This window comes from Rhodococcus sp. PvR044 (assembly GCF_040548995.1).
GTDB lineage: Bacteria > Actinomycetota > Actinomycetes > Mycobacteriales > Mycobacteriaceae > Rhodococcus_G > Rhodococcus_G oryzae.
The window spans coordinates 279,849-305,401 of record NZ_JBEPSX010000008.1; the positions used below are offsets into that span (position 1 = coordinate 279,849).

22 protein-coding genes are annotated in these 25,553 nt (G+C 69.7%); 6 read left to right on the top strand and 16 right to left on the bottom strand.

Annotation, left to right across the window (positions count from 1 at the left end; genetic code table 11):
* The first annotated feature begins 11 nt into the window (after positions 1–11).
* Together chsH3 and ABIC28_RS19595 are read left to right on the top strand one after the other, a co-directional pair.
* Positions 12–872, top strand: coding sequence for an enoyl-CoA hydratase ChsH3 (gene chsH3 / locus ABIC28_RS19590; RefSeq protein WP_354580411.1), 861 nt, complete (start codon positions 12–14; stop codon positions 870–872).
* Positions 873–979: 107 nt separating this feature from the next.
* Positions 980–2,755 (top strand): cholesterol oxidase substrate-binding domain-containing protein, encoded by a 1,776-nt coding sequence (locus ABIC28_RS19595; RefSeq protein ID WP_097214274.1) that lies wholly within the window; start codon positions 980–982, stop codon positions 2,753–2,755.
* A 154-nt stretch (positions 2,756–2,909) separates the two neighbouring features.
* Here the strand turns inward: ABIC28_RS19595 and ABIC28_RS19600 are convergent, their stop codons facing one another.
* The 9 genes from ABIC28_RS19600 to ABIC28_RS19640 form a co-directional block, all read right to left on the bottom strand.
* Complete coding sequence (locus ABIC28_RS19600) at positions 2,910–4,424, bottom strand: acyl-CoA synthetase (RefSeq protein ID WP_354580413.1); 1,515 nt, start codon at positions 4,422–4,424, stop codon at positions 2,910–2,912.
* A gap of 46 nt (positions 4,425–4,470) precedes the next feature.
* Positions 4,471–6,099: an acyl-CoA dehydrogenase family protein gene (locus ABIC28_RS19605; RefSeq protein WP_097214272.1), complete on the bottom strand. Its 1,629-nt coding sequence runs from the start codon at positions 6,097–6,099 to the stop codon at positions 4,471–4,473.
* Positions 6,100–6,165: 66 nt separating this feature from the next.
* Positions 6,166–6,930, bottom strand: coding sequence for a PaaX domain-containing protein, C- domain protein (locus ABIC28_RS19610; RefSeq protein ID WP_209927675.1), 765 nt, complete (start codon positions 6,928–6,930; stop codon positions 6,166–6,168).
* A gap of 196 nt (positions 6,931–7,126) precedes the next feature.
* On the bottom strand, positions 7,127–7,612 hold the full coding sequence (locus ABIC28_RS19615; RefSeq protein WP_143548534.1) for a hypothetical protein: 486 nt from the start codon (positions 7,610–7,612) through the stop codon (positions 7,127–7,129).
* Positions 7,609–8,850, bottom strand: a complete 1,242-nt coding sequence (locus tag ABIC28_RS19620; protein ID WP_354580415.1) for a DUF58 domain-containing protein — start codon at positions 8,848–8,850, stop codon at positions 7,609–7,611. Before ABIC28_RS19620 ends, ABIC28_RS19615 begins: the two co-directional genes overlap by 4 nt.
* A complete protein-coding gene (locus tag ABIC28_RS19625; protein WP_354580417.1) occupies positions 8,847–9,806 on the bottom strand; it encodes an AAA family ATPase in 960 nt (319 codons plus the stop codon). The genes ABIC28_RS19620 and ABIC28_RS19625 overlap by 4 nt, the downstream gene beginning before the upstream one ends.
* Entirely contained in the window at positions 9,803–10,288 is a 486-nt protein-coding gene (locus ABIC28_RS19630; protein WP_097214268.1) for a hypothetical protein, read from the bottom strand. Before ABIC28_RS19630 ends, ABIC28_RS19625 begins: the two co-directional genes overlap by 4 nt.
* Positions 10,270–11,145: a DUF4129 domain-containing protein gene (locus ABIC28_RS19635; protein ID WP_143548533.1), complete on the bottom strand. Its 876-nt coding sequence runs from the start codon at positions 11,143–11,145 to the stop codon at positions 10,270–10,272. The genes ABIC28_RS19630 and ABIC28_RS19635 overlap by 19 nt, the downstream gene beginning before the upstream one ends.
* A gap of 105 nt (positions 11,146–11,250) precedes the next feature.
* Entirely contained in the window at positions 11,251–11,994 is a 744-nt protein-coding gene (locus ABIC28_RS19640; RefSeq protein ID WP_209927679.1) for an SCO6745 family protein, read from the bottom strand.
* 217 nt (positions 11,995–12,211) lie between these two features.
* Here ABIC28_RS19640 and ABIC28_RS19645 point away from each other — a divergent pair, with 217 nt between their 5' ends.
* On the top strand, positions 12,212–13,138 hold the full coding sequence (locus tag ABIC28_RS19645) for a bile acid:sodium symporter family protein (protein WP_209927681.1): 927 nt from the start codon (positions 12,212–12,214) through the stop codon (positions 13,136–13,138).
* Between the two features lies 1 nt (position 13,139).
* Here the strand turns inward: ABIC28_RS19645 and zapE are convergent, their stop codons facing one another.
* The gene (zapE, locus tag ABIC28_RS19650) at positions 13,140–14,096 is read right to left on the bottom strand and encodes a cell division protein ZapE (RefSeq protein ID WP_354580420.1); all 957 of its coding nucleotides are present in this window, start codon (positions 14,094–14,096) and stop codon (positions 13,140–13,142) included.
* 55 nt (positions 14,097–14,151) lie between these two features.
* Between zapE and ABIC28_RS19655 the strand changes: the two genes are divergently transcribed.
* Complete coding sequence (locus tag ABIC28_RS19655; RefSeq protein ID WP_269590435.1) at positions 14,152–14,763, top strand: TetR/AcrR family transcriptional regulator; 612 nt, start codon at positions 14,152–14,154, stop codon at positions 14,761–14,763.
* Between the two features lie 33 nt (positions 14,764–14,796).
* Here the strand turns inward: ABIC28_RS19655 and ABIC28_RS19660 are convergent, their stop codons facing one another.
* From ABIC28_RS19660 to ABIC28_RS19685, 6 genes are all read right to left on the bottom strand, one after another.
* Positions 14,797–15,966, bottom strand: coding sequence for a lipid-transfer protein (locus ABIC28_RS19660; RefSeq protein ID WP_077042935.1), 1,170 nt, complete (start codon positions 15,964–15,966; stop codon positions 14,797–14,799).
* Entirely contained in the window at positions 15,963–16,373 is a 411-nt protein-coding gene (locus ABIC28_RS19665; RefSeq protein ID WP_077042936.1) for a MaoC family dehydratase, read from the bottom strand. The genes ABIC28_RS19660 and ABIC28_RS19665 overlap by 4 nt, the downstream gene beginning before the upstream one ends.
* A complete protein-coding gene (locus ABIC28_RS19670; RefSeq protein WP_097214262.1) occupies positions 16,373–17,377 on the bottom strand; it encodes a bifunctional MaoC family dehydratase N-terminal/OB-fold nucleic acid binding domain-containing protein in 1,005 nt (334 codons plus the stop codon). The genes ABIC28_RS19665 and ABIC28_RS19670 overlap by 1 nt, the downstream gene beginning before the upstream one ends.
* Before the next feature lie 32 nt (positions 17,378–17,409).
* Complete coding sequence (locus ABIC28_RS19675; RefSeq protein WP_269590436.1) at positions 17,410–18,558, bottom strand: acyl-CoA dehydrogenase family protein; 1,149 nt, start codon at positions 18,556–18,558, stop codon at positions 17,410–17,412.
* Positions 18,543–19,607, bottom strand: coding sequence for an acyl-CoA dehydrogenase family protein (locus ABIC28_RS19680; RefSeq protein WP_269590437.1), 1,065 nt, complete (start codon positions 19,605–19,607; stop codon positions 18,543–18,545). The genes ABIC28_RS19675 and ABIC28_RS19680 overlap by 16 nt, the downstream gene beginning before the upstream one ends.
* Before the next feature lie 151 nt (positions 19,608–19,758).
* Complete coding sequence (locus ABIC28_RS19685; RefSeq protein WP_354580425.1) at positions 19,759–21,909, bottom strand: acyl-CoA dehydrogenase family protein; 2,151 nt, start codon at positions 21,907–21,909, stop codon at positions 19,759–19,761.
* Positions 21,910–22,038: 129 nt separating this feature from the next.
* Here ABIC28_RS19685 and kstR point away from each other — a divergent pair, with 129 nt between their 5' ends.
* Both kstR and otsB read left to right on the top strand, forming a co-directional pair.
* Complete coding sequence (gene kstR / locus ABIC28_RS19690) at positions 22,039–22,701, top strand: cholesterol catabolism transcriptional regulator KstR (protein ID WP_136910817.1); 663 nt, start codon at positions 22,039–22,041, stop codon at positions 22,699–22,701.
* 14 nt (positions 22,702–22,715) lie between these two features.
* A complete protein-coding gene (gene otsB / locus ABIC28_RS19695) occupies positions 22,716–25,256 on the top strand; it encodes a trehalose-phosphatase (protein WP_354580428.1) in 2,541 nt (846 codons plus the stop codon).
* Positions 25,257–25,553 lie beyond the last annotated feature (297 nt).

The following is a 25,553-nucleotide window of genomic DNA, read 5'->3' on the forward strand; positions in this document are numbered from 1 at the left end:
GGAAAGCCACGTTGCCCATCGACCCCAACATCGCGATCGGCGCCGAGCTGCCCACCCAGGAGTTCTCCTGGACCAGCTCGGACGTGCAGCACTACCACCTCGGCATCGGAGCGGGCGCGCGCCCGCTCGACGCCAAGGAGCTGCGTTACCTCGAGGACGGCAAGCCTCAGGTGCTGCCGACCTTCGCCACCGTGGTGGCGAACTTCCATGCCACCGAGGCACCGAAGGTGTCCTTCCCCGGCGTGGAGATCGACCTCGCCAAGGTCGTGCACGGCAGCCAGGAAGTGACCGTGCACCAGCCGATTCCGGCCGAGGGAAATGCACGCACCACCACCCGGATCTCCGAGGTGTGGGACAAGGGCAAGGCCGCGGTCATCGTCCAGGAGTCCACCACCACGGACCTGGACGGGAATCCGCTGTGGACCGCACGCTCGTCGATCTTCGCTCGCGGCGAGGGCGGCTTCGGCGGCGAGCGCGGCCCCTCGGAGTCCGTCACACTGCCCGACCGGTCCCCCGACTTCGAGGTCGAGGCGCCGATCCTGCCGCAGCAGGCGTTGCTGTACCGGATGTGCGGTGACCGGAACCCGTTGCACTCGGATCCCCAATTCGCCAGCGCAGCCGGCTTCCCTGCGCCTATCCTGCATGGGCTGTGCACGTACGGGATGGTCTGCAAGGCCGCTGTCGATGCCGCGTTGGACGCTGACACATCGAAGGTGAAGGGCTACAAGGCCCGCTTCGCCGGGGTGGTCTACCCGGGAGAGACCCTCAAGATCCGGATCTGGAAAGAAGCCGGCCAGTTGCTCATCTCGGCAAGCGTTCTCGAGCGCGACGACTCGCCGGCCCTGGCAGACGTGGTCCTCACGCTCGCCTGATCCAGCAAGAACGACTGGTCGGTCGGCCGTTCCCAGCACGGCCGACCGACCTACCCAGCACTGACGAACACAACTCCCCCTCTCTCACACACGACTGGAGTAAACGCATGCCGGAATCGAACGATAAGCGTCTCGGCTTATCAAGGCGGGGATTCCTCGCTGCAGGGGCGGGGGCCCTGGCAGCGACGGCGGCGGGCGCGTGGACGCCCGTCTACGCCATCCCGCTCGGCTCGTCGGGCTCGGCAGGCGGCTCGGGCTCGCTCGGCGGGCCGACACTCCCCGCGCCGCCGAGCTTCCCGGACGGCATCGAACTCGCGCAGCAGGCGTACCAGAACTGGTCCAAGGAGATCATGCTGGACTCCGTCTGGACCTGTCATCCCAAGTCGCCCGACGACGTCGTCCGCCTGGCGAACTGGGCGCACGCCAACGGGTACAAGATCCGTCCGCGCGGCGCCATGCACGGCTGGACCCCGCTGACCGTCGTCAACGGCGCCCCCGTCGACAAGGTCATCCTGGTCGACACGATGAAGCACCTCAACGGCGTCTCGGTCAACGCGGGCGGCGCCCCGGCGACCGTCACCGCGGGCCCGGGCGCCACCCTGGACGCGATCACCACCGCGCTGCAGGCACAGGGCCTCGGCTTCGCGAACCTGCCCGCGCCGGGCGTGCTGTCGATCGCGGGCTCGCTTGCCGTGGATGCGCACGGCGCCGCCCTGCCCGCCAACGGACAGGCCACCACCCCGGGCCACACATACGGCTCGCTGAGCAACCTGGTGACCTCGCTGACCGCGGTGGTCTGGGACGGCTCCAAGTACGCGGAGAAGACCTACTCCCGCAACGATCCTCAGATCAAGCCCCTGCTGACCAACCTCGGCCGCACCTTCCTCACCTCGGTGACGCTGCAGGCGGGTCCGAACTTCCGGATGCGGTGCCAGAGCTACACCGACATCAAGTGGACCGAGATGTTCGGAGCCAAGGGCGCCTCGGGCCGCACCTTCGAGAGCTACGTCGCCTCCAACGGCGGCGTGGAGGCCATCTGGTACCCCTTCACCGAGAAGCCGTGGCTCAAGGTCTGGTCGGTCGCACCCACCAAGCCCGCCGGGGCGCGTGAGGTCACCGGCCCGTACAACTACCCGTTCTCGGACAACCTGCCCGAGGCGGTCACCGACCTTCTCGGACAGATGAACTCGGGTCTGCCCGGCATCGCGCCTGCGTTCGGCAACATCATGTACACGACCACGGTCGCCGGGCTCGCCGCGACCGGCGCCAACGACATCTGGGGCTGGTCGAAGGACATCCAGTTCTACATCAAGGCCACCACCCTCCGCCTGACCGAGGGCGGCGGCGCGGTCATCACCAACCGAGCCAACATCGGTCAGGTCATCCACGACTTCACCCACTGGTTCAACGAGCGCATCGAGTTCTACAAGGCGAAGGGTCAGTACCCGCTCAACGGTCCCGTCGAGATCCGCTGCTGCGGCCTCGACCAGGCCGCGGACGTCAAGGTCCCCTCGGCAGGCGCGCCGACCATCTCCGCGATGCGTCCGCGCCCGGACCACCCCGAGTGGGACACCGCCATCTGGCTGAACGTGCTCGGCGTCCCGGGTACCCCCGGCATGTTCGAGTTCTACCGCGAGATGGAGCAGTGGATGCGCTCGCACTACACGGGCAACGACTACACCTTCCGCCCCGAGTGGTCGAAGGGCTGGGCGTTCGGCGCGGACCCGTACACCGACGGCGGGATCATCAGCGGCGCCCTGCCGCAGAGCTACCGCGACGGTGTGCCCGCGAGCGACAACTGGGACAGCGCGCGGGCGGCGTTCAACACGCTCGACCCCCACCGGATCTACAGCAACTCCTTCATGGATCAGCTGCTGCCGTAGCGCAGAGATCCCCGTTCCACCGACGCCGGTGGTGCCCGCGAACCCGCGCGGGCACCACCGGCGTCCGCGTTCGCGGGGTGAGGAACTCACCACGGCATGACGACGGCCGGCCGTGGCAGCGCCACGACCGGCCGTCGTCACTCGATCTGTTCGGCTATCCGTCGGACATGGTGGCGGACAGCCGATCACGCAGAGCGTTCTTCTGGATCTTTCCCGTCGCGGTGGTCGGCAGCGCAGCGAGGAAGCACACACTGGTCGGCGTCTTGAATCCGGCCAGGCGTTGGCGGGCAAACGCGATGACCTCCTCCTCGGTGAGGGTTTCGCCGTCCTTGGCGACCACGAACGCCACCGGGGTCTCGCCCCACTTCGCGTGTGCGGCACCGACCACGGCCACGTCGCGCACCTGGGGCATCTGCGCGATCGCCAGCTCGACCTCGCGGGTGTAGACGTTCTCCCCGCCGCTGATCAGCATGTCCTTGCGTCGGTCGACCAGGGTGATGAAGCCGTCCTCGTCGGCCCAGCCCAGGTCGCCGGAGTGGAACCAGCCGCCGCGCAACGCTTCGGCCGACTCCTCGGGGCGCATCCAGTACCCGACGAACACGTTGTCGCCCCGGACGAGGAGTTCGCCAACGGTGCCGGCGGGCACGTCCTGGTCCCGGTCGTCCACGATCCGGGTCTCGATGCCGAACAACGACCGGCCGATGGACCCGGCCTTGGTGCGAACGTGCTCGGCGTCGAGCTTCGCGACCGACGGCGCGCACTCGGTCATCCCGAAGCCCTCCTCGATCGGGATGCCGAGATCGGCGAAGAACTCGAGCACCGCCATCGGCGCGGGCGCCCCGGAGATGAGCGCGCAGTCCAGCGAGGACAGGTCGTAGCGCTCGAGATCGGGCACCGCCGTCACCGCCTGCCACATGGTCGGCACGAGCAGCAGCTGCGTCGCCCGTTCCTTGGCCACCAGCTCCAGGACGACGGTCGGGTCGAACGACGGCAGGATCACGTTGCGGGCGCCCAGGTAGATGAAGGGCAGCGTGTGCAGCCCCAGCCCACCCATGTGGAACATCGGCAGCGCGGTGATGGTGACATCGCTCTTGCGCAGCCCGAACGCCGAGGTGACGGCGACGGCGTTCGCCCGCAGGTTCTCGTGCGTGAGCATCGCCCCCTTGGGGCGGCCGGTGGTGCCCGAGGTGTACATGATCACCGCCACGTCGTGCCGGTCGACCTGCGAGGGCACCGGCACCGAGCTCCCGTCGGACAGCAGGGTGTCGTACTCGTCGCCCAGGGTCACGACGTCGCGCACCCGCACCCCCGGCTCGGTCAACGCGTCCGGCACCTGGCTGAACTGCCCGTGCGCGAACAAGAGCTCCGCGCCGAGATCGGCCAGCACGTACCCGATCTCCGGCGCGGTCAGGCGCACGTTGATCGGCGTGAAGATCGCCCCGAGCTTTGCGCTCGCGAACAGGATCTCCAGGCACTCCACCGAGGACGCGACGACGGCCGCGACCCGATCCCCGCGCCGGACCCCGAACCGACCACGAAGCTGGTTGGCCAGTCGGTCGGTGTGGTCGTTGAACTCGCCGTACGTCCAGGAACGCTCGCCGTAGACGAACGCGACCTTGTCCCCGCTCAGCTGGGCGCGCTGGACCGCCCACTCACCGATTCCCTGCATTGTCGACTCCCTTGCGTTGTATGGGTCCGGCTCGGAATGTGGTCGCTCAGCCGACCTTCGGGGTGATGCGGCCGAGGATCGCCGCGAAGTCGACACCGCCGGGCAGGGTGCCGTAGACGCTGCCCCGGTCACCGTCGAGGCGGGTCGCGATGAACGCGTCGGAGACGGCCGGGTCGCCGAACCGGACCAGCAGCGATGCCTGCAGAACCAGTGCCATCCGTTCGATGACCCGGCGGGCCAGGACCTCAGCGCCCGCGAGATCGGTGAGCTGGGCCTGGATCTCGGCAACGGCGCGCTGGATGCTGGGCTCGGGGCCCGCGAGGGCGACCTCGGCGAAGAACGCCTCGACGGACTGCGGGCTCTTGGCCATGGCACGCAGCACGTCGAGTGCCGCCACGTTGCCGCTGCCTTCCCAGATGCCGTTGAGCGGGGACTCGCGGAAGAGCCGCGGCATCTGCGACTCCTCGATGAAGCCGTTGCCGCCGAAGCACTCCAGCGACTCCGCCGCGTGCGCGGGCCACCGCTTGCACACCCAGTACTTCCCGATCGCCAGCGCCAGCCGGAGGAACCGGGACTCCGCCTCGTCACCGCGGGTGGACCGGTCGTGCGCTCCGGCCAGGCGCATCATCAGCAGCGACGCGGCCTCGGATTCGACCGTCAGATCCGAGAGCACGTTGCGCATCAGGGGCTGATCGATCAGGTAGGCGCCGAATGCCTTGCGGTAGGTCGCGTGATGCGCGGCCTGGGTGACGCCGCGGCGCATGCCCGACGCCGCGCCGATCAGGCAGTCCAGTCGCGTCATGTTGACCATCTTGATGATGGTCGGCACGCCCCGGCCTTCCTCGCCGATCCGCCAGCCGACCGCGTTCTGGTACTCGATCTCGCCGGACGGGTTCGACCGGTTGCCCAGCTTGTCCTTGAGCCGCATCAACCGCACGTCGTTGAGGGTGCCGTCGGGCAGGACGCGCGGCACCAGGAAGCAGGTGACGCCCGCGTCCGTCTGCGCGAGGGCCAGATAGAGATCGGCCATGGTGGCGGAGGTGAACCACTTGTGACCGATGATCCGATAGCTGCCGTCCGGCTGCGCGATCGCCCGCGTGGTGTTCGCACGGATGTCGGAGCCGCCCTGCTTCTCGGTCATGGACATCGTCGCGAGCAGGCCGGCCTTGCCGAGGGGAGCCTTCAGGCCCGACTCGTAGAAGCCGTTGGACAGCAGCGGCTCGTAGGTGGCCGCCAACTCCGGGTTGTCCCGCAGGGCGGGGATCGCGGCGTACGTCGCCGAGATCGGGCAGGTGTGACCGGCCTCGACGTTCGACCACACGTAGAACTTCGCGGCGCGGGCGACATGGCTGCCTGCGCGGTCGTCCGACCACGGCGCGCCGTGCAGGCCGTTGGCCACCGCGGTGGACAGGAGGTTGTGCCAGGCCGGGTGGAACTCGATGTCGTCGATCCGGTGGCCGAAGCGGTCGTATGGCCGCAGAATCGGCGGGTTCTCGTTGGCCAGCCGTCCCCAGTCCTGCACCTCGGCGGTGCCCGCCAGCTCACCGAGCGCGCTCACCTCGCCCACGGACCATTCGGCGCCCTCGCGGACGAGCCCGTCCATCAGCGTCTGGTCGTCGGCCACGTTGTGGCCCTCGAGCGGGTTGGCCTGATTGAAAACCTCATGCGTCTGCATGGCTGCCTCCTTCGACTATGCGAGGGACATTACGTTTTTCAAACAGTCGATGTCAATGAGTAATATTCAGCTCTCCGAACCGTCTCCCACCTCGGGGATCGCGACAAACTCCTCCTGATAGGCGGCCCACGCCACGTGCACACGCTCCGCGTTCCACGGGCGCGGCTGAAGCTGAGGCGGCAAGACGGGATCGGTGAGCAGGTGGCGCACGATCGCGGTGGCCACCGTGAAACGGTCGACAGCGCTGACGGCGAGATCCATCAGGTCGAGCAGCCGACCGGACTCCGCCTCCCAGGCGGAGAGGTCCCACAGCTGGGCGGCCAACTCCTCGGCGCCGCCGTCCGGCCGACCCCGCATCGTCTGCACCGGCTGGTCCGCCAGGTTCAGCGGGCGAATCAGGTTCGCCGGACGCAGCCACACCCCCTCGCGCAACTCGGCCAAGCGCAGTCGCGACAGCCGGGACCGGAGGGTGACCCGGTCGCCGGGATCTCGCCCGGTCCCGGTCACGACCACGATCTCCCACTCCCCGTCCCAGGCCCTGGTGTCCTGCTGCACCTCGTGGAGCACCCGCTGACGCCGCTCGAGCAGCGACGAACTCAGGTGGAATCCGTCGGCGGTCCGGATCAGGTCACCGCCGGTGACCATCCGGCTCAGCGCGACCCTGGCAGCGGACTCCTTGATGCCGAAGGCTCCCGCCGCACGAACCACCTGCGCCGGGGTGGGTCGAGCCGGATGGTTGCTGACGAGCAGGCTGAGGATCACGCCACGCGCCGTCAGACGTGGGAGGTGTTCCTCCAGGTCCAACGCCGAAGAATCGGTGGTGCCGTCCACGTACTGATGCTCCTTGCTGTGGGTGTGAGGCAGTCGCGCCACCCCGATTGTCACCGGGTGGCCGATCACGAACGACCCTGTCGAACTCGATCTCACTGCCGTGGGTACTTCGCCCAACCGTAGGACCAGATCGGACCCAGACCTCCCGGTGGGTGCGCGCGCCTGGTTCGCCGCAGGGTCCGCGCGGCCCGGCCGCTCAGTCCACCAGATGCCGATCACCGGCACTACCAACCCGTTTCGTCGAGGCATAGGGCGCGAGCACCAACGCATACACCGCCAGGCAGGCGATCGGCCCGACCAGCGGCAGCCAGGCGATCTCGAAGGGCAAAAGGAACACCGACACCGCCGCGCCTGCGGTCACGACCGCCACCGCGAGCACCAGTCCCACCTCGGTGACCGCGGTCCCAGGGGTGTGCGCGGCATGAGCGGCCAGCACGAACACCGTCGCCCCGACTCCGGCGAGGCCCGCCTGCACCGGCGTGGGCTCGCCGAGCGCCAACGCGAGCAGCGCGCACTGCACTGCACAGACCACGGCCACCCGGCTCCACCTCGCGGCGAGCACCCCCACGGCGGAGAGCCCGGCCGCGATCAGTGCAGGCGCCTGCGCGTGCGGAACGACGGCGGCGCTCATCGAGAAGCCGGCCCCGAGGGCCATCACGCTCGGTCCGGTGAACCCCGTCATCGCGGCACCACCACCCGCCTGCCCCGACGGCCGATCCCGGCCAGTACACGATCGAGGGACGAATCACCCTGCCAGCCAACGACATCGATCCCCAGGACGCCGAGATCCCGATACATGTTTCGGCGTTCGAGCCGCCACATCCTCGCGACGGTCGGATCGAGCTCGTCCGAGAACGGCGGACCCGCGAGCACGTCCACCACGGCCACGGTGCGGCCCCGCTTGCGGAGGTCGATGAGCGCCAGGGCGAAGTCCGTGTCCAGCAGCGTGGTGAAGGCGACCACCGCGGCGCCGGGCGGCACGGCGGGCCTCGGCACGAGCGTGCCCTCGAGCGGCACGGTGCGCTCCCCGGCCCCGAGCACGGCCTCGACGAGGCGATAGAACTGCCGACGACCGAGATCCGGTGCGAGCCATCGCGATCGGGCTCCGAGCACGACGACCGCGGTGCGGTCACCACGCCGAAGAGCCGCCTGCGCGACCTGACAACCGCCGCGCACCGACCGATCCAGGCTCTCGCTCGCGGGCCCGGGCGCCTGCGGGTGTGCGTCGATCAACACCACGACGTCCGCCGCTCGGTCCGTCCTACGTTCGGTGACGTGCAGGGCACGACGACGCGCACTCACCGGCCAGTTCACCGCTCGCAGTTGGTCGCCGGGGACGTAGGCGCGGATGTCGGCGTACTCCACCCCTGGCCCGTGCCGTGCGGTCGGATGCGCCCCGAACCGATCGGGCAGGTCCGTCGGGGGGATCCCCGGCTGGTTCGGATCCACCAGTGGGAACACATCGACCGTGGCCACCTCGGCCACCGCCACGCCCACCAACAACCCGCCCGCCGCGGTCGCGTCGACCGCCACCCGCGGCCGATATCTCCCCCACCGCCCGGCGGTGATCAGCACGCCCGTGCGCGGATCGCCCGAGCTCGCCGCTTCCTGGTCGATCTCCAGCCCTTCCTGCGGAAGGGCGCGGACACCGCATCCCGGCCACGAGCCGGCCTCCTCCACCGCGACCGCCAGCCGCACCGACTCTCCCTCGAACAGCCGGACCGTCGTGGGCTCGCCGCGCACGGTCACGCGATCGACGGGGCGCGGCAGCAGTGCGCGAGCCGCGAGCGCGCCGAGCATCGGGGCGGCGAAGGCCAGCAACTCCGGCCTGCCGCCGACGAGCGCGACGACCAGAGCGGTGGCCGCGCACGTCGCCAGCGCCGCCGCCGCGGGCGAGGCCCGCCACTCGATCGCGCTCACGTGCTCGCCCTCGGCACCGGCAGCCGGCGCAGGATGTCGGCGACCACCTCCTCCGCGTGGATCCGGCGTACCCACATCTCCGGTCGCAGCGAGATCCGGTGCGCCATCGCGGGCGCGGCCAGCGCCTTGACGTCCTCGGGGATGACGTAGTCCCGACCGCCCAGGAGCGCCCGCGCCCGGGCGAGCTGGACGAGATCGAGCTCGGCCCGCGGGCTCGCGCCGACCTCCACCTGGGGGTGCGAGCGGGTCGCGGCCGCCAGCGAGACCACGTAGCGGAGCACGTCCGGATGCACCGAGACCTGCTCGACGCTGCCGCGCATGGCGTGCAGTTCCTCGGCCGTCACGATCGCCCGGACGGTCACGGTGTCGGCGCCCCGGTCCAGGCGGCGCTGCAGCATCTCCTGCTCGTCCGCGGTGCCGAGGTATCCCACCCGCAGCCGCAACATGAACCTGTCGAGCTGCGCCTCGGGGAGCGGATAGGTGCCCTCGTACTCGATCGGGTTGTCGGTGGCGAGGACGATGAACGGATCCGGCAGCCTCCGGGTGACGCCGTCGATGCTCACCTGTCCCTCCGCCATCGATTCCAACAGTGCCGCTTGTGTTTTCGGCGGCGTGCGGTTGATCTCGTCGGCGAGGAGGACATTGGTGAACACCGGTCCGGCGCGGAACTCGAACCGTCCGGACTGCATGTCGTAGACGGTCGAGCCGAGCAGGTCGGCTGGCAGCAGATCGGGCGTGAACTGGACACGGGTGAACTCCAGACCGAGCGCCGCCGCGAAGGATCGCGCGATCAGCGTCTTGCCCAACCCCGGCAGGTCCTCGATCAGCACGTGCCCACCGGCGAGGACCACCAGCAGCACGGTCGTGATCGCCTCCCGCTTGCCGACCACGGCCCGTTCGACCTCGGCGAGGACCGCCCCGGCTCTGGCCGTGGTGGCCTGCGTCGCGGCGGTCACAGCTGCTCCAGTCGGGTCAGGATGCGCTCGAGTGCGCCGCGCCCGGGGCCGGGCCCATCCGGATCTCCCGCGCGCGCCCCGGCCGGGTCCACCCACCGCCACAGGTCGGCGCCGAACATCGCCGCCCCTGCCGCTTCGATCTCGGCATGACCACGGGGCGCACGCGGTCCGCTCACGTGCACGAACTCGCGGGCGAGCAGTGGTCGCAGGTGCCGGTCCCAGTCCGCGCACGAACCGTCCGCCCAGCTCACCAGCGTCTCCGTGCGCAGCCGCCAGCGACGCAACATCTCCTCCTGGGAGTTCAGTGGCGCGGCGACCTCTCCCGCCGCCGGTGCCGCGTCGACGGTTCGGCGCATCGCGAAGATCACGACGGCGGCCGACGCTCCGACCGCGATCAGCGAGGCCGCAGGCGCCCCCGCCCGCAGCGCGATCGCCTCCAGCGCCGCGACGAGGAGGATCCCGATCACGGCGACGCGACGCATCGCGTCTCCCTCAGCTCGGCCAGGACCGCGCGCAACAATTCCGCCGCGGTACTCCGGTTCTGCTCGGTCATCTCGTGCCCGCTGAACCTGGCCTCCTCGAAGAGCCCGACCAGCGCCGTGGCGCTCTCCCGGTGCAGCACGCCGTGGCGTACCGCACGTGCCAGCACCTCCGACGGGGTGTCGGACGCGAGCGGCGCGGCGTCGGGGGCCGCACCCAGACCGCGTTCCATCGCCAGGTAGCAGGCGATGATGGCCGATCGGGGGTCGGCCCCGGTGTTCGCGACCGCGACGAGGCCCAGTTCCGCTGCGCGCCGCAAGGATTCGGCGGCCGCGCGCCTAGCCGCGGGGACGGCGTCCTCCTCGCGGGCATCGCTCCGATCAGGCAACAGGAGCCGCGCGCGGGCAACGGCCCCGGCCAACAGCAGCGCGGTCAACAGCGGCAACACCAGCAGGACGTCCGGCCAGATCTCGCTGCCCCGCGGCGCCGGTGGCTGTCCGACCGCTGACACAGTCGGATCCGTCGCACCGCCATTCGGATCGGTGGGGGCCGCCCGGTCCCGGTTCGGTGCGAGGGCGAGCGCGGCGACCACCACCAGTCCCGCGAACCCGAACCATGCCGCCCCCTGCCACCACCGGCCGGGCGCCGCGCGATGGCCGATCCACGTCGGCGCCGGCCGCACGGGCCTACGCGAGGGGCCCAGTACCAGCACCGCTACGAGGGCGACCGCGGCCACCAGGACCGCGAGGGCGGCGATGACGAGCATCGCGACCAGCGCGGCCCTTCCGTCAGACCTGGGTGGCGCCGTCGGCTGCTCGATCTCGGGCAGGTAGCCGCGGAGCGCAAGGACGCTCACCACGATCAACGCGATAACCGTGGCAGTGCGACCGACCGCCGTGCCCACCACTCCATCGTCGCACGGCGCCCGCACGGGATCGATGGATGCGCGCAGGTCGATCCGCGATCAGCGAGGCGGGAACACTCCCGCGTGGGCGTCCGCGAGGAGGGTGACGAGCTCCTTGCCCTCGGACTCGTCGAGGACGTCGAATGCCTGGGAGGCGAGTTCGTCGGTGATCTCCTCGGCGCGCGCCCACCTGGCCCGGACATCCTCGCCCGGCGCCGTGTAGGGCGCGGGCCAGCCGTAGAGGGCGGCCTGGTCCGGCCCGCTGGCCAGCGGCGACCCGGCGATCAGGACGGCGTCCCGTGGGCTGACGCCCTGGCTCTTGACTGCGACGAGGTGGAGCCCGCCGCGCAGCTCGCGCAGGACGTGGGTCAGCTGGAGGACCCGCGCCCGCGGCTCTGCGGGCAGTGGCACGGCACGCCAGCCGGCGAACAGCGGCACGCCCGCGGGATCGGCATTGCCCGCGACCGCATCCATCAGTTCGGCGAGCCGCTCGGCGGCGTCGAACGCGGCGAGCTTGCGGACACCGAACTGCTGCGCGGCGAGCGCGTACCCACGGGCGGCCTCGGCGGCGGGCATCGTCACCGACTCCCAGGCGGCCCGGACGCTGTCGGCGGGGAAGAACCCCGCGGCGGCCGTCACGACGTCGGCGTCGACCTCGCCGAGGACACCGCACCGGCCGCGCATATACGGGCCGATGAAGCCGTCCACCCCGGTGGTACGGCCGAACTCCTTGGCCTCACGGGAGAACATGAATCCCCCACCGATCTGCTGGATCTGGTCCTTGACCGCGTGTGCGACCGTCATCGATTCCACCTCTCGCCGGGTACCGTCCCAGCGAGGCTATGCCACCCGTCATAGCAGCGGAAGACCGCTTCGTCGACGCGGCGACGACGGTGCGCCCTCCGGCACGACCAATCTGGGCGATATGCCCAATTCCGGTGCGGACACCCGTATCTTTGCGCCGAGACTTCTGCCGGCGACGCGTGCACGCCGCGAGACTTCCAGGAAATGGGGACCAGCGATGAATTCCGGGCTGTCCACTGTCGCACTGCCGCTCGCGTTGGCGATCATCATGTTCGGCCTCGGCCTGTCCCTGACCGTCGGAGACTTCGCCCGCGTGGCCAGGCATCCCAAGGCCGTCGCGATCGCGCTGGCGTGCCAGTTGATCCTGCTGCCCGCGATCGCGTTCGGACTGGTGCTGCTGTTCGACCTGCCGCCACTGCTGGCGGTGGGGATGATGCTGCTTGCCGCCTCCCCCGGAGGGACAACGGCAAACCTGTTCAGCCACCTGTTCCGCGGCGATGTGGCACTGAACGTCACACTCACGGCGGTGAATTCGGTGATCGCGGTGGTGTCGCTGCCGCTGATCACCAACTTCGCGCTCGGACACTTCGCACCGTCGGACGGCACGGGTTCCCTCGGCCTGCAGTTCTCGAAGGTGCTGCAGATCTTTGCGATCGTGCTGATCCCGGTGGCCGTCGGCGTCTGGGTACGGCAGGCGTGGCCCGCCTTCGCGGACCGGATGGATCGTCCCGTCCGGATCGGCTCGGCCGTGGTCCTGGCCCTGGTCATCGTCGGCACGGTGATCGCCGAGCGGGAGAACGTCACCGGGTACCTGGCGGACGTCGGGCTGATCACGTTGATCTTCTGCATCCTGAGCCTGAGCATCGGCTACGTGCTGCCGCGGAGGCTGGGCATCGCCAGCAGGCAGTCGATCGCCAGCTCGATGGAGATCGGCATCCACAACAGCACGCTCGCGATCACGATCGCGATCAGCCTGCTCGACAGCACCCGCATCGCGGTCCCCGCCGCGGTGTACGGCGTGGTCATGTTCCCGGTCGCGACGGCCTTCGGATGGCTGATCACCCGCGGCCGCGGGGACGAGCAGGGGCCGTCGGCGGCGGCGGGGTCGTCGACCGATCGCGACCTCGACCCCGCCGCCGGCTAGCTCATCCCAGCAGCGCCAATCTACTGCGGGTGCGTGTCAGGTCCAGCCCGCCCGCGACAGGCTCGGGTCCCGGCACCCGCCAATCCGCGCCGACCAGCGTCAGTTCGGTGTCCTGGTCGTGGAGGATGTCGACGACATTGCAGAATCGTTGCACCCCATCGGGACTCGCGTCCGCCATCCGCGGCACGCCGCTCAGCACCCAGCGCGGGTATGCCGCCGCCAGGCTCAGGTAGTCCAGCGTCGAGGTCGGCCGCTCGCACAGGTCCGCGAACTCGAACCAGACGAGATCGCCTGCCGCCGAGAGCGCCGTGATGGCCTGGGTGGTCGGGCGGAGCGTGACGCGATCGCCTGCCGCGGGCCACTGCAGGCCGGCCGCGTCGGAGAGGTACCGCCCCGCACCGAATCGCCGCCCACCGGCCCCCTGCCCGCGGTAGTCGACGGCGCCCGCGACCTCGACGACCTCCATCCGCGCCTTGAGCACCTCGATGGTCGGCACGAACGTGTCGTGGAACAGCGGGTTCGGCATCAGCCCGTCCGGCGGATAGTTCGAGGTGACCACCAGCGTCACCTTGCGCTTGCCCAGCGCCCCGAGCAGCCTGGTCAACAGCGCGCCGTCGCCGACGTCGTGTACGTGGAACTCGTCGAAGAACAGGATCTTGCTGCGCCCGAGCAGCCGGTCCAACGCGCGGTCGATCCCCTCGGTGTGCGCGAGCTCGTGCAGTCGGCGGAAGAACTCGTGGAAGTGCACGCGAACGGTCGGAACGCCACTCATGCCATCGTGGAACACGTCCATCAGCCAGGTCTTACCCCTGCCGACCGGGCCCCAGAGGTAGATGCCACGACCGGTCTTGAGGTCCATCGCGGCGAGACGCTCGGCGGCCGCCCGCTGCGCGGGATCGAGCACGAATCCGGCGCCCTGCGCGGCCCGGTCGAACGCATCCACTCGGATCGATTTCATAGTGCGACTCTACAAATGTAGAGTTTCATGGGTCAACGTGATCGGAGCAACATCAATGACGGAAACGACGGACCGACGGGCGCGCATCACCGATGCCGCGCTCGACATCATCGCCACGGACGGCATCCGCGCACTCACCCATCGCGGCATCGACCGGCACCTGGGACTGCCCGCGGGATCTACGTCCTACTACTTCCGGACCAAGCGCGACCTGCTGGTCGCGACGGTCGGACACCTCACCGAGCGGTCACGACGCGCCTTCACCGATTCCCAGCCGGAGCCGCAGGAGCCGAACACGGACATCGCCGAGATCGCCCACGGGATCGCGGTCTACGTCGACGGGTTGCTCGGCGACCGCGCCCGCGACATCCGTGCCCGCTACGCACTCACGCTGGAGATGGTGCACGACACTCAGATTCAGGCCGCGCTGGCCGTGAGCCTGTTCTCCCGGGAGCGGGCGGTCGGGCTCACCCGCCTGCTCGACACGGGCGACCCGGAGCAGGACGCGGCGGACCTGATCGCCCTCCTGGAGGGCCTGGTCTTCGACCGGACCGTCGGCGCCAGGGCACTCGAGGGCCCCGTGCCGGGTACCGCCGAGAGCATCGCCGCGCTCACCGCGCCGATCGCAAAGGCGCTGACGCGCCCGTGCGCGGTTGACGAGTCCTAGCACTCGTCAACCGCGCACGGGCGCCGGAGGCGCCTACGCCGTCAGGACCAGCCCGGAGGTCGGCACACCGGTGCCTGCCGTCACGAGGACGTTCTGCACGTCCGGAACCTGGTTCACCGACGTGCCGCGGATCTGGCGGACACCCTCGGCGATGCCGTTCATGCCGTGGATGTAGCCCTCGCCCAGCTGCCCACCGTGGGTGTTCAGCGGCAGCCGTCCGCCCAGCTCGATGGCACCGTCCGCGATGAAGTCCTTGGCCTCGCCGCGGCCGCAGAAGCCGAGCTCCTCGAGCTGCATCAGCACGTACGGGGTGAAGTGGTCGTAGAGCACCGCGGTCTGCATGTCCTGCGGACGCAGCCCCGACTGGGCCCACAGCTGGTCGCCGACCAGCCCCATCTCCGGAAGACCGCTCAGGCCGTCCCGGTAGTAGCTGGTCATGATGTACTGATCGGCCCCGCTGCCCTGCGCCGCGGCGGCGATGATCGCGGGCGTGTTCGGCAGGTCCTTCGCGCGCTCCGGCGAGGTCACGACGATGGCGATGCCGCCGTCGGTCTCCTGGCAGCAGTCCAGCAGGTGCAGCGGCTCGGCGATCCACCGCGAGGCCTGGTGCTCCTCGATCGTGATCGGCTTGCCGTAGAAGAAGGCGTTCGGGTTGGTCGCCGCGTGCTTGCGGTCCGCGACCGCGACCCGTCCGAAGTCCGCACTGGTGGCGCCGTACACGTGCATGTAGCGCTGGGCGATCATCGCGACGAACGACGCCGGGGTGCTCAGCCCGTGCGGGTACGAGAACGCGTTGTCGGTGCCGGAGGAGTTCACCTGCTGCACCAAGGCCGAATTCACCTGTCCGAAGCGCATTCCCGAGCGTTCGTTGAACGCACGGTAGGCGACGACGACGTCCGCGACGCCGGTGGCCACCGCCATCGCGGCCTGCTGGATGGTGGCGCAAGCCGCGCCGCCGCCGTAGTGGATCCGGCTGAAGAACTTCAGATTCGGGATCCCGACCGAACGCGCAACGGCCACTTCGGTGTTGGTGTCCATGGTGAACGAGGTCAGGCCGTCCACGTCGGACGGCTTCAGGCCCGCGTCATCGAGCGCGGCCTGGACCGCCTCGGCGGCGAGACGCAGCTCGCTGCGCCCCGAGTCCTTGGAGAAATCGGTGGCACCGATGCCGACGATGGCGGCCTTGCCGGACAGCTCACTCATGCCGTCGCTCCGTCCATGACGAGGGTGACCGTCGACTTGATGTGGTCACCGAGACTGTCCTTGCCGACGATATCGAGGGTGACGAGGCCGTCCTCGACCGAGGAGACGGCACCGGTCAGGGTCAGCGTGTCGTAGGCGTACCAGGGCACACCGAGACGCAGCTTGATCGACTTGATGACCGCACGCGGACCGGCCCAGTCGGTGACGTACCGCTGCACCAGCCCGGTGTCGGTGAGGATGTTGACGAAGATGTCCTTCGATCCGCGCTGCTGCGCCTTGTCCCGATCGTGGTGAACATCCTGGAAGTCCCTGGTGGCCAACGCCGTCGACACGATGAACGTCGGATCGCCGTGGATGGACAGGGCGGGCAGGGTCTCCCCCACCGTCGCTGTCAGGGTCGAGCTCATCACTGCTCCTTCACGGGACGCCACGCGTACAGCGTCCACGGCTGTTGTCCGGTCTCGTCGTCGCCCGGCAGGTCGAGGAACTCCACCTGCACCGGCATCCCGATCGCGACCTCGCTCGGATCGACGCCGCGGAGCTCGCCGAGCATCCGCACGCCCTCCGCGAGTTCCACGAGCGCGACGACGAACGGCAGCGAACGACCCGGCACCTTCGGCGCGTGGTGCACGACGTAGCTGAAGACGGTGCCGAGCCCGGAGGCCACGACGTAGTCCGTGCGCTCCGACTTGTCCTTCCAGATCGCCGGCACCGGCGGGTGCTGCAGCGAACCGTCCTGGCGCTGCTGGAGACGCAGCTCGTGCGCCGCGACGCCCTCCCAGAAGAACTCGGTGTCGCGCGACTGCGAGGGACGCAGCATCCGGGTCGGGTCGAGATCGTCGAGCGACTCGCCCAGGCTCGACGACGCGACTCCCGCGGGAGCGGGCGCCTCCTTCGCCGGGGGCGCGAACTTCAGGATCCGGAAGAGCATCTCGGCGACGACCTCGTCGCCGACCTTCCAGAAGTTCCGGGTGGTGAAGAACCAGCCCTCGCCCAGACCCGTCTTCTTCGGGCCCACAACGTCTTCGAGGACCGACTCGATGGTCACCTCTTCGCCCGGGCGGACATAGCGGTGGTACGTCTGGTCGCAGTTCGTCGCGACCACCGACGTGTACCCGGCCTCGTCGAGGATCTCCGTCATCCGGCCGAGCGGATCGTCCTCCTCGCGCACGGCACCAAGACCGCGCATCGTCCAGACCTGCGCCATGGCGGGCGGGGCGACGATGCCGCCGTGGCCCGCCGCGACCGCGGCGTCCTCGTCGACGTAGATGGGGTTCTCGTCACCGATCGCCTCGACCCAGTTGCGGATCATCGGCATGTTGATCGGGTCGCGGCCGGCGCGGGCCTTGCTGGCGCCGCCAGCCCGCACCCGCTCGGCCGCCGCGAGGATCGATGCTTCCTTGTCGCTCATAGACCCGTCGTTCACTGAAACCTCCGCCGCGGTCATCGGGGCACCTTCGGCAGGCCGAGGCCGGCCATCGCGATGAGCTCGCGCATGACCTCGTTGACGCCGCCGCCGAAGGTGATCACCACGTTCCGCTTGACCTGCACGTCGAGCCAGCGCATCAGCTTCGCGGTCTCCGGGTCACCCGGGTCGCCGTGCGCGCCGATGATCTCGTCCGCGATCCGGCCGACACGCTGGATGCGCTCGGTCGCAAAGACCTTCGTCGCCGACGCGTCCGCGATGTCCACGTCGCCGGTCGCCGCAGCAACCTGCCAGTTGAGGAGCTCGTTGAGCCGGTAGGTCGCATGGATCTCGCCGAGGCCGCGCTGCACGTCGGATTCGGAGAGCAGGTCCCGCTTGGCCGCCCACTCGTGCACCTTCTCGTACAGGCCCGCGACACGGCCGGCCGGTCCGAGCATGACGCGCTCGTGGTTCAGCTGGGTGGTGATCAGGCGCCAGCCCTTGTTCTCCTCCCCGACCAGCATGCTCGCGGGCACGCGGACGTCGGAGTAGTAGGTGGCGTTGACGTGGTGGGCTCCGTCGGCGGTGATGATCGGGGTCCACGTGAAACCGGGATCCTTGGTGTCCACGATGAGGATCGAGATGCCGCGGTGGCGCGAGTCCGCGTCGCCGGTGCGCACGGCGAGCCAGATGTAGTCGGCGTCGTGGCCACCGGTGGTGAAGATCTTCTGGCCGTTCACGATGTACTCATCGCCGTCGCGCACCGCCGTGGTGCGCAGCGCGGCCAGGTCGGTGCCCGCCTCCGGCTCGGAGTAGCCGATCGCGAAGTGCACCTCGCCCGCGAGGATCGAGGGCAGGAACTTGCGCTTCTGCTCCTCGGTTCCGTAGGTCTGCAGCGTCGGGCCGACGGTCTGCAGGGTGACCGACGGCAGCGGAACATCCGCCCGCACAGCCTCGTTGACGAAGATCTGCTGTTCGATCTCGCCGAAGCCACGGCCGCCGAACTCCACCGGCCAGCCGACGCCGAGCCAGCCGTCCTTGCCCATCCGGCGAATGACCTCACGGTAAGTGGGGCCGTGCCGCTCGGTGAGCATGATCTCGGCCTCCTCCGGAGAGATCAGGCCTGCGAAGTAACGGCGCAGTTCCGCCTGCAGCTCACGCTGTTCGGGTGTCAGATCGATGAACACCGGGCCCCCACGAGGTCGAGTCGAGATGAGGCGCCGCCGACGAGGCGGGCCAGGTCTTTGGCAATGGAGAAGTAGCGGTGCATCGGGTAGGTCACGTCCACACCCAACCCGCCGTGCAGGTGGTGCAGGGTGCGCATCGCGGCGGGCACCTCTGCCGCGATCCAGTAGGCCAGCACCTCGAGGTCGTCATCCGCCTCGAGGCCCTCGGCCACCCGCCAGCCCGACGCCAGCGCCGAGACGTGCAGGGTCCGCGACGTCACGTAGACGTCGGCGATCTGCTGGGCCACGGCCTGGAAGGTCGCCAGGGGCTTGCCGAACTGCTCACGGGTGCGCAGGTGCTCGGCGGTCAGCGTGGTGGCGCCTGCGAGCAGTCCGTCGGTGTAGGCACCGATGCTCGCGAGCGCGATCCGGTACAGGGTGGCGTTGTCGCCTCCCAGCACCTCCGCCGCGGGGACCCGGACGCCGTCGAGCCGCACCGTGAACTCCGGGCTGCCCGAGGACGAGGAGATCTTGGCCAGCGTGACGCCGGGGGCGTCGGGCGAGATGAGCACGACGCCCGCGTCGGTCGGCACCAGGATCCGGTAGGCGAGGTCGGCGAACGGAACGGCGACCTTCAGGCCGTTGACGACGACACCGTCACCGTCGGCGACCGCGGTGGTCGACGGCGACGCCGCAAATGCCGCTCCGGGCTCGTTCAGAGCCGCGGTGAGCACCCGACCGGTCGCCACCTCGGCGAGGATCGCGTCCTGCTGTTCCTGCGTCCCCAGCGCGAGCACCGGGAGCAGGCCGAAGCCGAGGGTGGCCAGTGCAGGCACCGGCGCGGCACCGCGGCCGGTCTCGGTGAGCAGCGGCAACACCTCGGGCAGGCCCAGCCCGGCGCCGCCGAGCCGCTCCGGCACCGCGAGCGAGAGCAGGTCGGCCTTCGCCATCGCCTCCCACAACGCTGGGTTGAAGCCGCTGGTATCGGCGGGATCGGAGACCTCGCGGGCCAACAGCCCCACGACGATCTCCGCCACCGTTTCTTGTGTCTGATCCAGAGAGAAATCCACGCTGAACAATCCCGCCTACGAGTTAGAACTTGTTCTAGTTGTATCAGCTCCCCGGCACGGGGACAACGGTTCGGGCCCGGCACGGGGACAACGGTTCGGGCCCGGCACGGGAGCAACGCTTCGCCCCCGTGCCGGGCACTTCCTGCCGCAGCTAGTCCCGCGGCAGCCCGAGGATCCGTTCCGCGGCCACCGTCAGCAGGATCTGCTCGGTGCCGCCTGCGATCGAAAGGCACCGGGTGTTCAGGAACTCCCGGGACAGCGGGCCCTCGATGGCGCCGCCCGGCCCGGACAGCTCCAGCGCGAACTCCGCGACCGCCTGGCGGTGCCGGACACCGACCAGCTTGCGCACGCTCGACTCGGGACCGGGATCCTGTCCGTCGAGCTGACGCAGGGTGGTGCGGTGCTCGAGCAGCGAGCCGACCATGGCCTCGCCGATCAGAAAGCCGACCCGGTCCTCGGTCACGGCGTTCGGGCCGCCGCGCTCGGCCAGCTCGAGCAGCTCCTCCATCGCCTTGCCCAGCGAGGAGCCGCCGCTCATCGCGACGCGCTCGTTGGCGAGCGTGGTGCGGGCCAGCTTCCACCCACCGTTGACCTGCCCGACCACGCCGTCGTCGGGCACGAACACGTTCTCGAAGAACACCTCGTTGAACAGTTCGTCGCCGGTGATCTCGCGCAGCGGCGAGACCCGGATCCCCGCGGTGCGCATGTCCACCAGGAAGTAGGTGATGCCCTTGTGCTTGGGCACATCCTTGTCGGTGCGAGCCAGGCAAATGCCCCAATCCGCCTCGCGGGCCAGGGAATTCCACACCTTCTGACCGTTGAGGACCCAGCCCCCGTCGACCTTCTCGGCGGTCATGCGCAGTGCCGCGAGGTCGGAGCCCGCACCCGGCTCGGAAAACAGCTGGCACCAGATCAGATCCCCGCGCAGCGTGGGCATCGCGAACCGCTCGATCTGCTCGGCGGTGCCGTGCTCGAGGATCGTCGGCACCGCCCACCACCCGATGACCAGGTTCGGCGTCTCCAGTCCGGCGCGCACCAGCTCCTCGCCGATCAGGATCTGCTCGGCCGCCTTCGCGGACTTTCCGTACGGCGCCGGCCAGTGCGGAGCCAGGTACCCGGACTCGGCGAACGCGGCGCGACGCTCCTCCTCGGGCAACGCGACGATCGCCTCGATCTCGGCGCGCACCTCGGGACGCGAGGCCTCGAGGTCACCCAGATCGACGGTCAGGTGCCTGCGCTCGCCCGCCTGGGTGAGCTCCGCCACCCGGGCCCGCCAGTACGCGCCGCCGCCGAGCAGCTGCCGCAGCGAGAGGACCCGTCGCAGGTAGAAGTGCGCGTCGTGCTCCCAGGTGAAGCCGATACCGCCGAGCACCTGGATGCAGTCCTTGGCGGTGTCCACGGCCGCATCGAGGGCGACCGACGCGGCGACCGCGGCCGCGATGGGCAGTTCGGCGTCCGATTCCGCCGCGACCGCGGCATCCCAGGCCACGGCCCGGGTCTGCTCCACGCGGCAGAGCATCTCGGCACACAGGTGCTTGATGGCCTGGAACGAGCCGATCGGCTTGCCGAACTGCTCGCGGATCTTCGCGTACTCGACGGCGGTCCGCAGGCACCAGCCCGCCACACCCGCCGCCTCCGCGGCGACCAGGGTCGCGGCCAGATCCCTGACCAGTCCGGGGCGCAGCCCGACGACGATCCGGTCCGCACTCACCCGGACACCCGCACAGGACACCCGGCCCAGCGGGGTGCTCAAGTCGACGTTCTCCAACGCCTCGACGGTCAGTCCGTCCGCCTCGGCGTCGACGAGGCACCACACAGTGTCGTCGCCACGCGAGGCCGCGAGCAGCACGCCGACACCGGGCGCGCCGCCGAGCGCGAGCCCGGCCTCACCGCTGAGGACCAGGCCGCCGTCGCCGTCGGCCTCGGCCGTCACGACGCCGTCGACCACGACGCCGACCGGCAGGTTGCCCTCGGCCAGTTCGGGGCCCCACTGCTTGGCCGCGGCCTCGCCGCTGCGGCCGACGACCAGCGCCGCGAGCGCGGTCGAGAGAACAGGACCCGCGGCCAGCGAGGCGGCCGCCTGCTCGAGCATCACCGCGAGGTCGACGATCTCGCCGTCGGCGCCGCCGACCTCCTCGGCCTGCGCGACCGAGAACAGGCCGAGGTCCGAGATGGCGGACCAGTGCGACCGCCACGAATCGGCCGGCCCCTGCCGTAGCGTCTCGATCGGGTTCGTCGCGCGGGCCCAGGCCTGAATCGATTCCTGGACGGCACGCTGCTCGTCTGTCGTGGCGATTGTCACAAGGGAGGCCAACCTTTCATTACTGACAAATTTGTCTAGAACGTGTTCTAATATGTGGGCTGGGCAAGAGTCAAGACCTGGCACGAACTGCACGAACTCAACTACTCGCCGATATCAAGGAATCTGTGGATGACCTCCTCATCTCGAACCCGTTCCGCGGCTAAGACCGCCTCGACCAACGGGGCCGTCTCGACGCTGACCGACGAGGATCTCAGTTCCAACGCGCAGCGCGAGCGTCGCAAGCGGATCCTCGATGCCACCCTGGCCCTCGCGTCCAAGGGCGGCTACGAGGCCGTGCAGATGCGCGCCGTCGCCGAGCGTGCCGATGTCGCGGTGGGAACCCTGTACCGGTACTTCCCGTCGAAGGTCCACCTCCTGGTGTCCTCGCTCGCCCGCGAGTTCGAGAAGATCGACTCCCGCAAGAAGTTGCCGCCCGGCGACACCCCGATCGAGCGCATGCACCTGATCCTCGGCCAGATCACCCGGGCGATGCAGCGCGATCCGCTGCTCACCGAGGCCATGACCCGAGCCTTCATGTTCGCCGACGCCTCCGCGGCCGCCGAGGTCGATCAGGTCGGCAAGCTGATGGACTCGCTGTTCGCCCGCGCGATGAGCGACGGCGAGCCGAGCGAGGAGCAGCTCGCGATCGCTCGCGTCATCTCCGATGTGTGGCTCTCGAACCTCGTCGCCTGGCTCACCCGTCGCTCCTCCGCGACGGACGTCGCCAAGCGCCTGGAACTGACCGTCGAACTCCTTCTCGGCGGCGGTTACAAGGATCCGGGCGTCGCGTAAGTAGACTTTGCGCAGTGAGTGCGCAAGACCTACCCGTCGAGCTTCGCAGGCGTCTCGTATCAGTCGCGAGAACGCCTCGGCTCCTCGTGGCGTCGGACTATGACGGCACGATGGCGCCCATCGTCTCCGACCCCGCGAAAGCCTTCCCGCACGCTGAGTCCGTGCGGGCCCTCCGCGCGTTGGCGAGCCTGCCCGCCACCACATCGGCGGTGATCTCGGGCCGTGCGCTCCGGGACCTGGCGATGCTGTCCCGACTCCCGGTCGAGGTGCAGTTGGTCGGCAGCCACGGCTCCGAGTTCGACGTCGGCTTCGTGCGCGAGATCGACGACGACGCCAAGCGATTGCTTCGGGAGGTCACCGAGGAGCTACAGGCCGTCGCCGCCGCGGGCCCGGGCGTCACCGTCGAGACCAAGCCTGCCAGCACAGCCCTGCACGTGCGCAATGCCGCCCCCGAGATCGCCGAGGCGGCGTTGTCGCGTGTCCGCGGTGGTGCCGCCACCTGGAACGGCGTACAGGTCACCGAGGGCAAGGCCGTGATCGAACTCGCGGTGATCACCACCGACAAGGGCGAGGCGCTCGACATCCTGCGGCACCGCGAGGGCGCCTCCGCCACCGTGTTCTTCGGCGACGACATCACCGACGAGAAGGCGTTCAGCCGGCTCCAGGGACCGGATCTCGGTGTGAAGGTGGGCCCCGGCGAATCGCTGGCCGAGTTCCGGGTGTCGAGCACCGAAGACGTCTCCGCCGCGCTGGCGTTCCTGCTCGAGGAGCGGCGCACCTGGCTCCACGGCGAAAGCGCCACCCCGATCGAGCGTCTCAGCATGCTGGCGAACCCCAGGACGGTCGCGCTGCTGACCCCCGACGCCACCCTGACCTGGCTCTGTCATCCGGAGCCCGATTCCGCCGCGGTGTTCGCGCACCTACTCGGCGGCGTCGGCGCCGGCCACTTCACGGTCGGCCCCCTGCGGGAGGCGCTGCCGCTCAGCCAGCGGTATGTCGACGGCACCATGACCGTCGAGACCCGTTGGGCGAGCCTGCAGGTCACCGACTACCTACCCCACGACGTCGAGCAGGGCCGCACCGACCTCACCCGCGTGATCACGGGTCAGGCCAAGGCCGTGGTGACCTTCGCGCCGCGTCCCGAGTTCGGACAGGTGCAGGTGCACCTCGAGCAGGAGGCCGACGGCCTGCGGGTGTACGGAACCAGCGATCCGCTCGTACTGCGCTCCCCCGGCATCGAGTGGGAGATCACCAGCGACGGTGTCCAGCAGAGCGCGCGTGCCGTCATCGACCCCGCGCAGGGACCGATCGTCCTCGAACTGCGCTGCGGCACCACGGAACTCGGACCGACCTCCGTGCCGGAGTCGGAGCGCCGGTCGCTGGCCGAGTCGTATTGGAGCGACTGGGCCGACGGCCTGACCCTGCCCGCCCGCAAGCGCGGGCTGATGAAGCGCTCCGCCCTGACGCTGCGGGGCCTCGTGCACGCAGACTCGGGCTCGATCCTGGCCGCGGCCACCACCTCGCTGCCCGAGGAGATCGGTGGCGTCCGCAACTGGGACTACCGCTACTGCTGGCTCCGGGACGCGTCGCTGACCGCGTCCGCGCTCGTCTCGCTCGGCTCGCTCGGCGAGGCCGAGGACTTCCTGGAGTGGGTGCACGGGGTGCTCGAGACGCTGCCCGGTCCCGAGCGCCTGCATCCGCTGTACACGATCTACGGCGCCAACCTGCCGCCGGAGGCGGTGCTCGACTCCCTCCCCGGTTACTCGGGCTCACGGCCGGTCCGAGTCGGCAACGCCGCGAACTCACAGGTGCAGCTCGACGTCTTCGGTCCCATCGTCGACCTGATCTCGCACCTCGCCGAGGCTCGCGAGAAGGCAGGACTGACCGAGGTACTCACCGACGCCGATTGGAACCTGGTGCAGGCCATGGTCTCCGCGGTCGAGCGCCGCTGGGACGAACCGGACAACGGCATCTGGGAGATCCGCGGTAACCCGCGCCACCACGTGTACTCGAAGGTCATGTGCTGGGTCACCGTCGACAGGGCTCTGACCCTGGCCGAGCGTTTCGGCCGGCAGTCCGGCCCCGGATGGACGGCGCTACGGGCCGAGATCGCAGACGAGGTCAAGGATCGCGGTTGGAGCGATCGTGCGCTCTCGTACACCGCTGCCTACGACGGCACCGATCTGGACGCGGCGACGCTGCACATCGGGCTCTCCGGGCTCATCGACCCGACCGATCCGCGGTTCATCGCGACGGTCAGGGCCACCGAGGCGGAGCTGCGCAGCGGCTCGACCGTGTACCGGTACCACCACGACGACGGCCTACCCGGCGGCGAGGGTGGATTCCACCTGTGCGCGGCCTGGTTGATCGAGGCCTACCTGCTGATCGGGGAGCGCTCGGACGCCGAGGCCCTGTTCGCGCAACTGGTCGATGCGGCGGGCCCGACCGGACTGCTCGCCGAGGAGTACGACCCGGTGGCCGAGCGTTCGCTCGGCAATCACCCGCAGGCGTACAGCCATCTCGGCCTGCTGCGCTGCGCGCACCTGCTGAGCTGATCCCGCAGTACTGAGACACCCGGCCGTCGACTCGACGGCCGGGTTTTCTCGTCGAGTGTGCAGTTGTTGGGGCATCGGCCGAGTAGGTATGTCGGTAGCTGCACACTCGGCCGACCGGGTGGTGGTGTCGAGTGTGCAGTTGTCGGGGCATCGGCCGAGTAGGTATGTCGGTAGGTGCACACTCGGCGAGTGGCCGGGGTGTGGTGGCCGGCGGGGCGTGTGTGTGTTTCTGCCCCGGATATGCGAAATGCCTCGCATCGCAGTCTCTTTCGAGTCTGTGATGCGAGGCATTCGCAA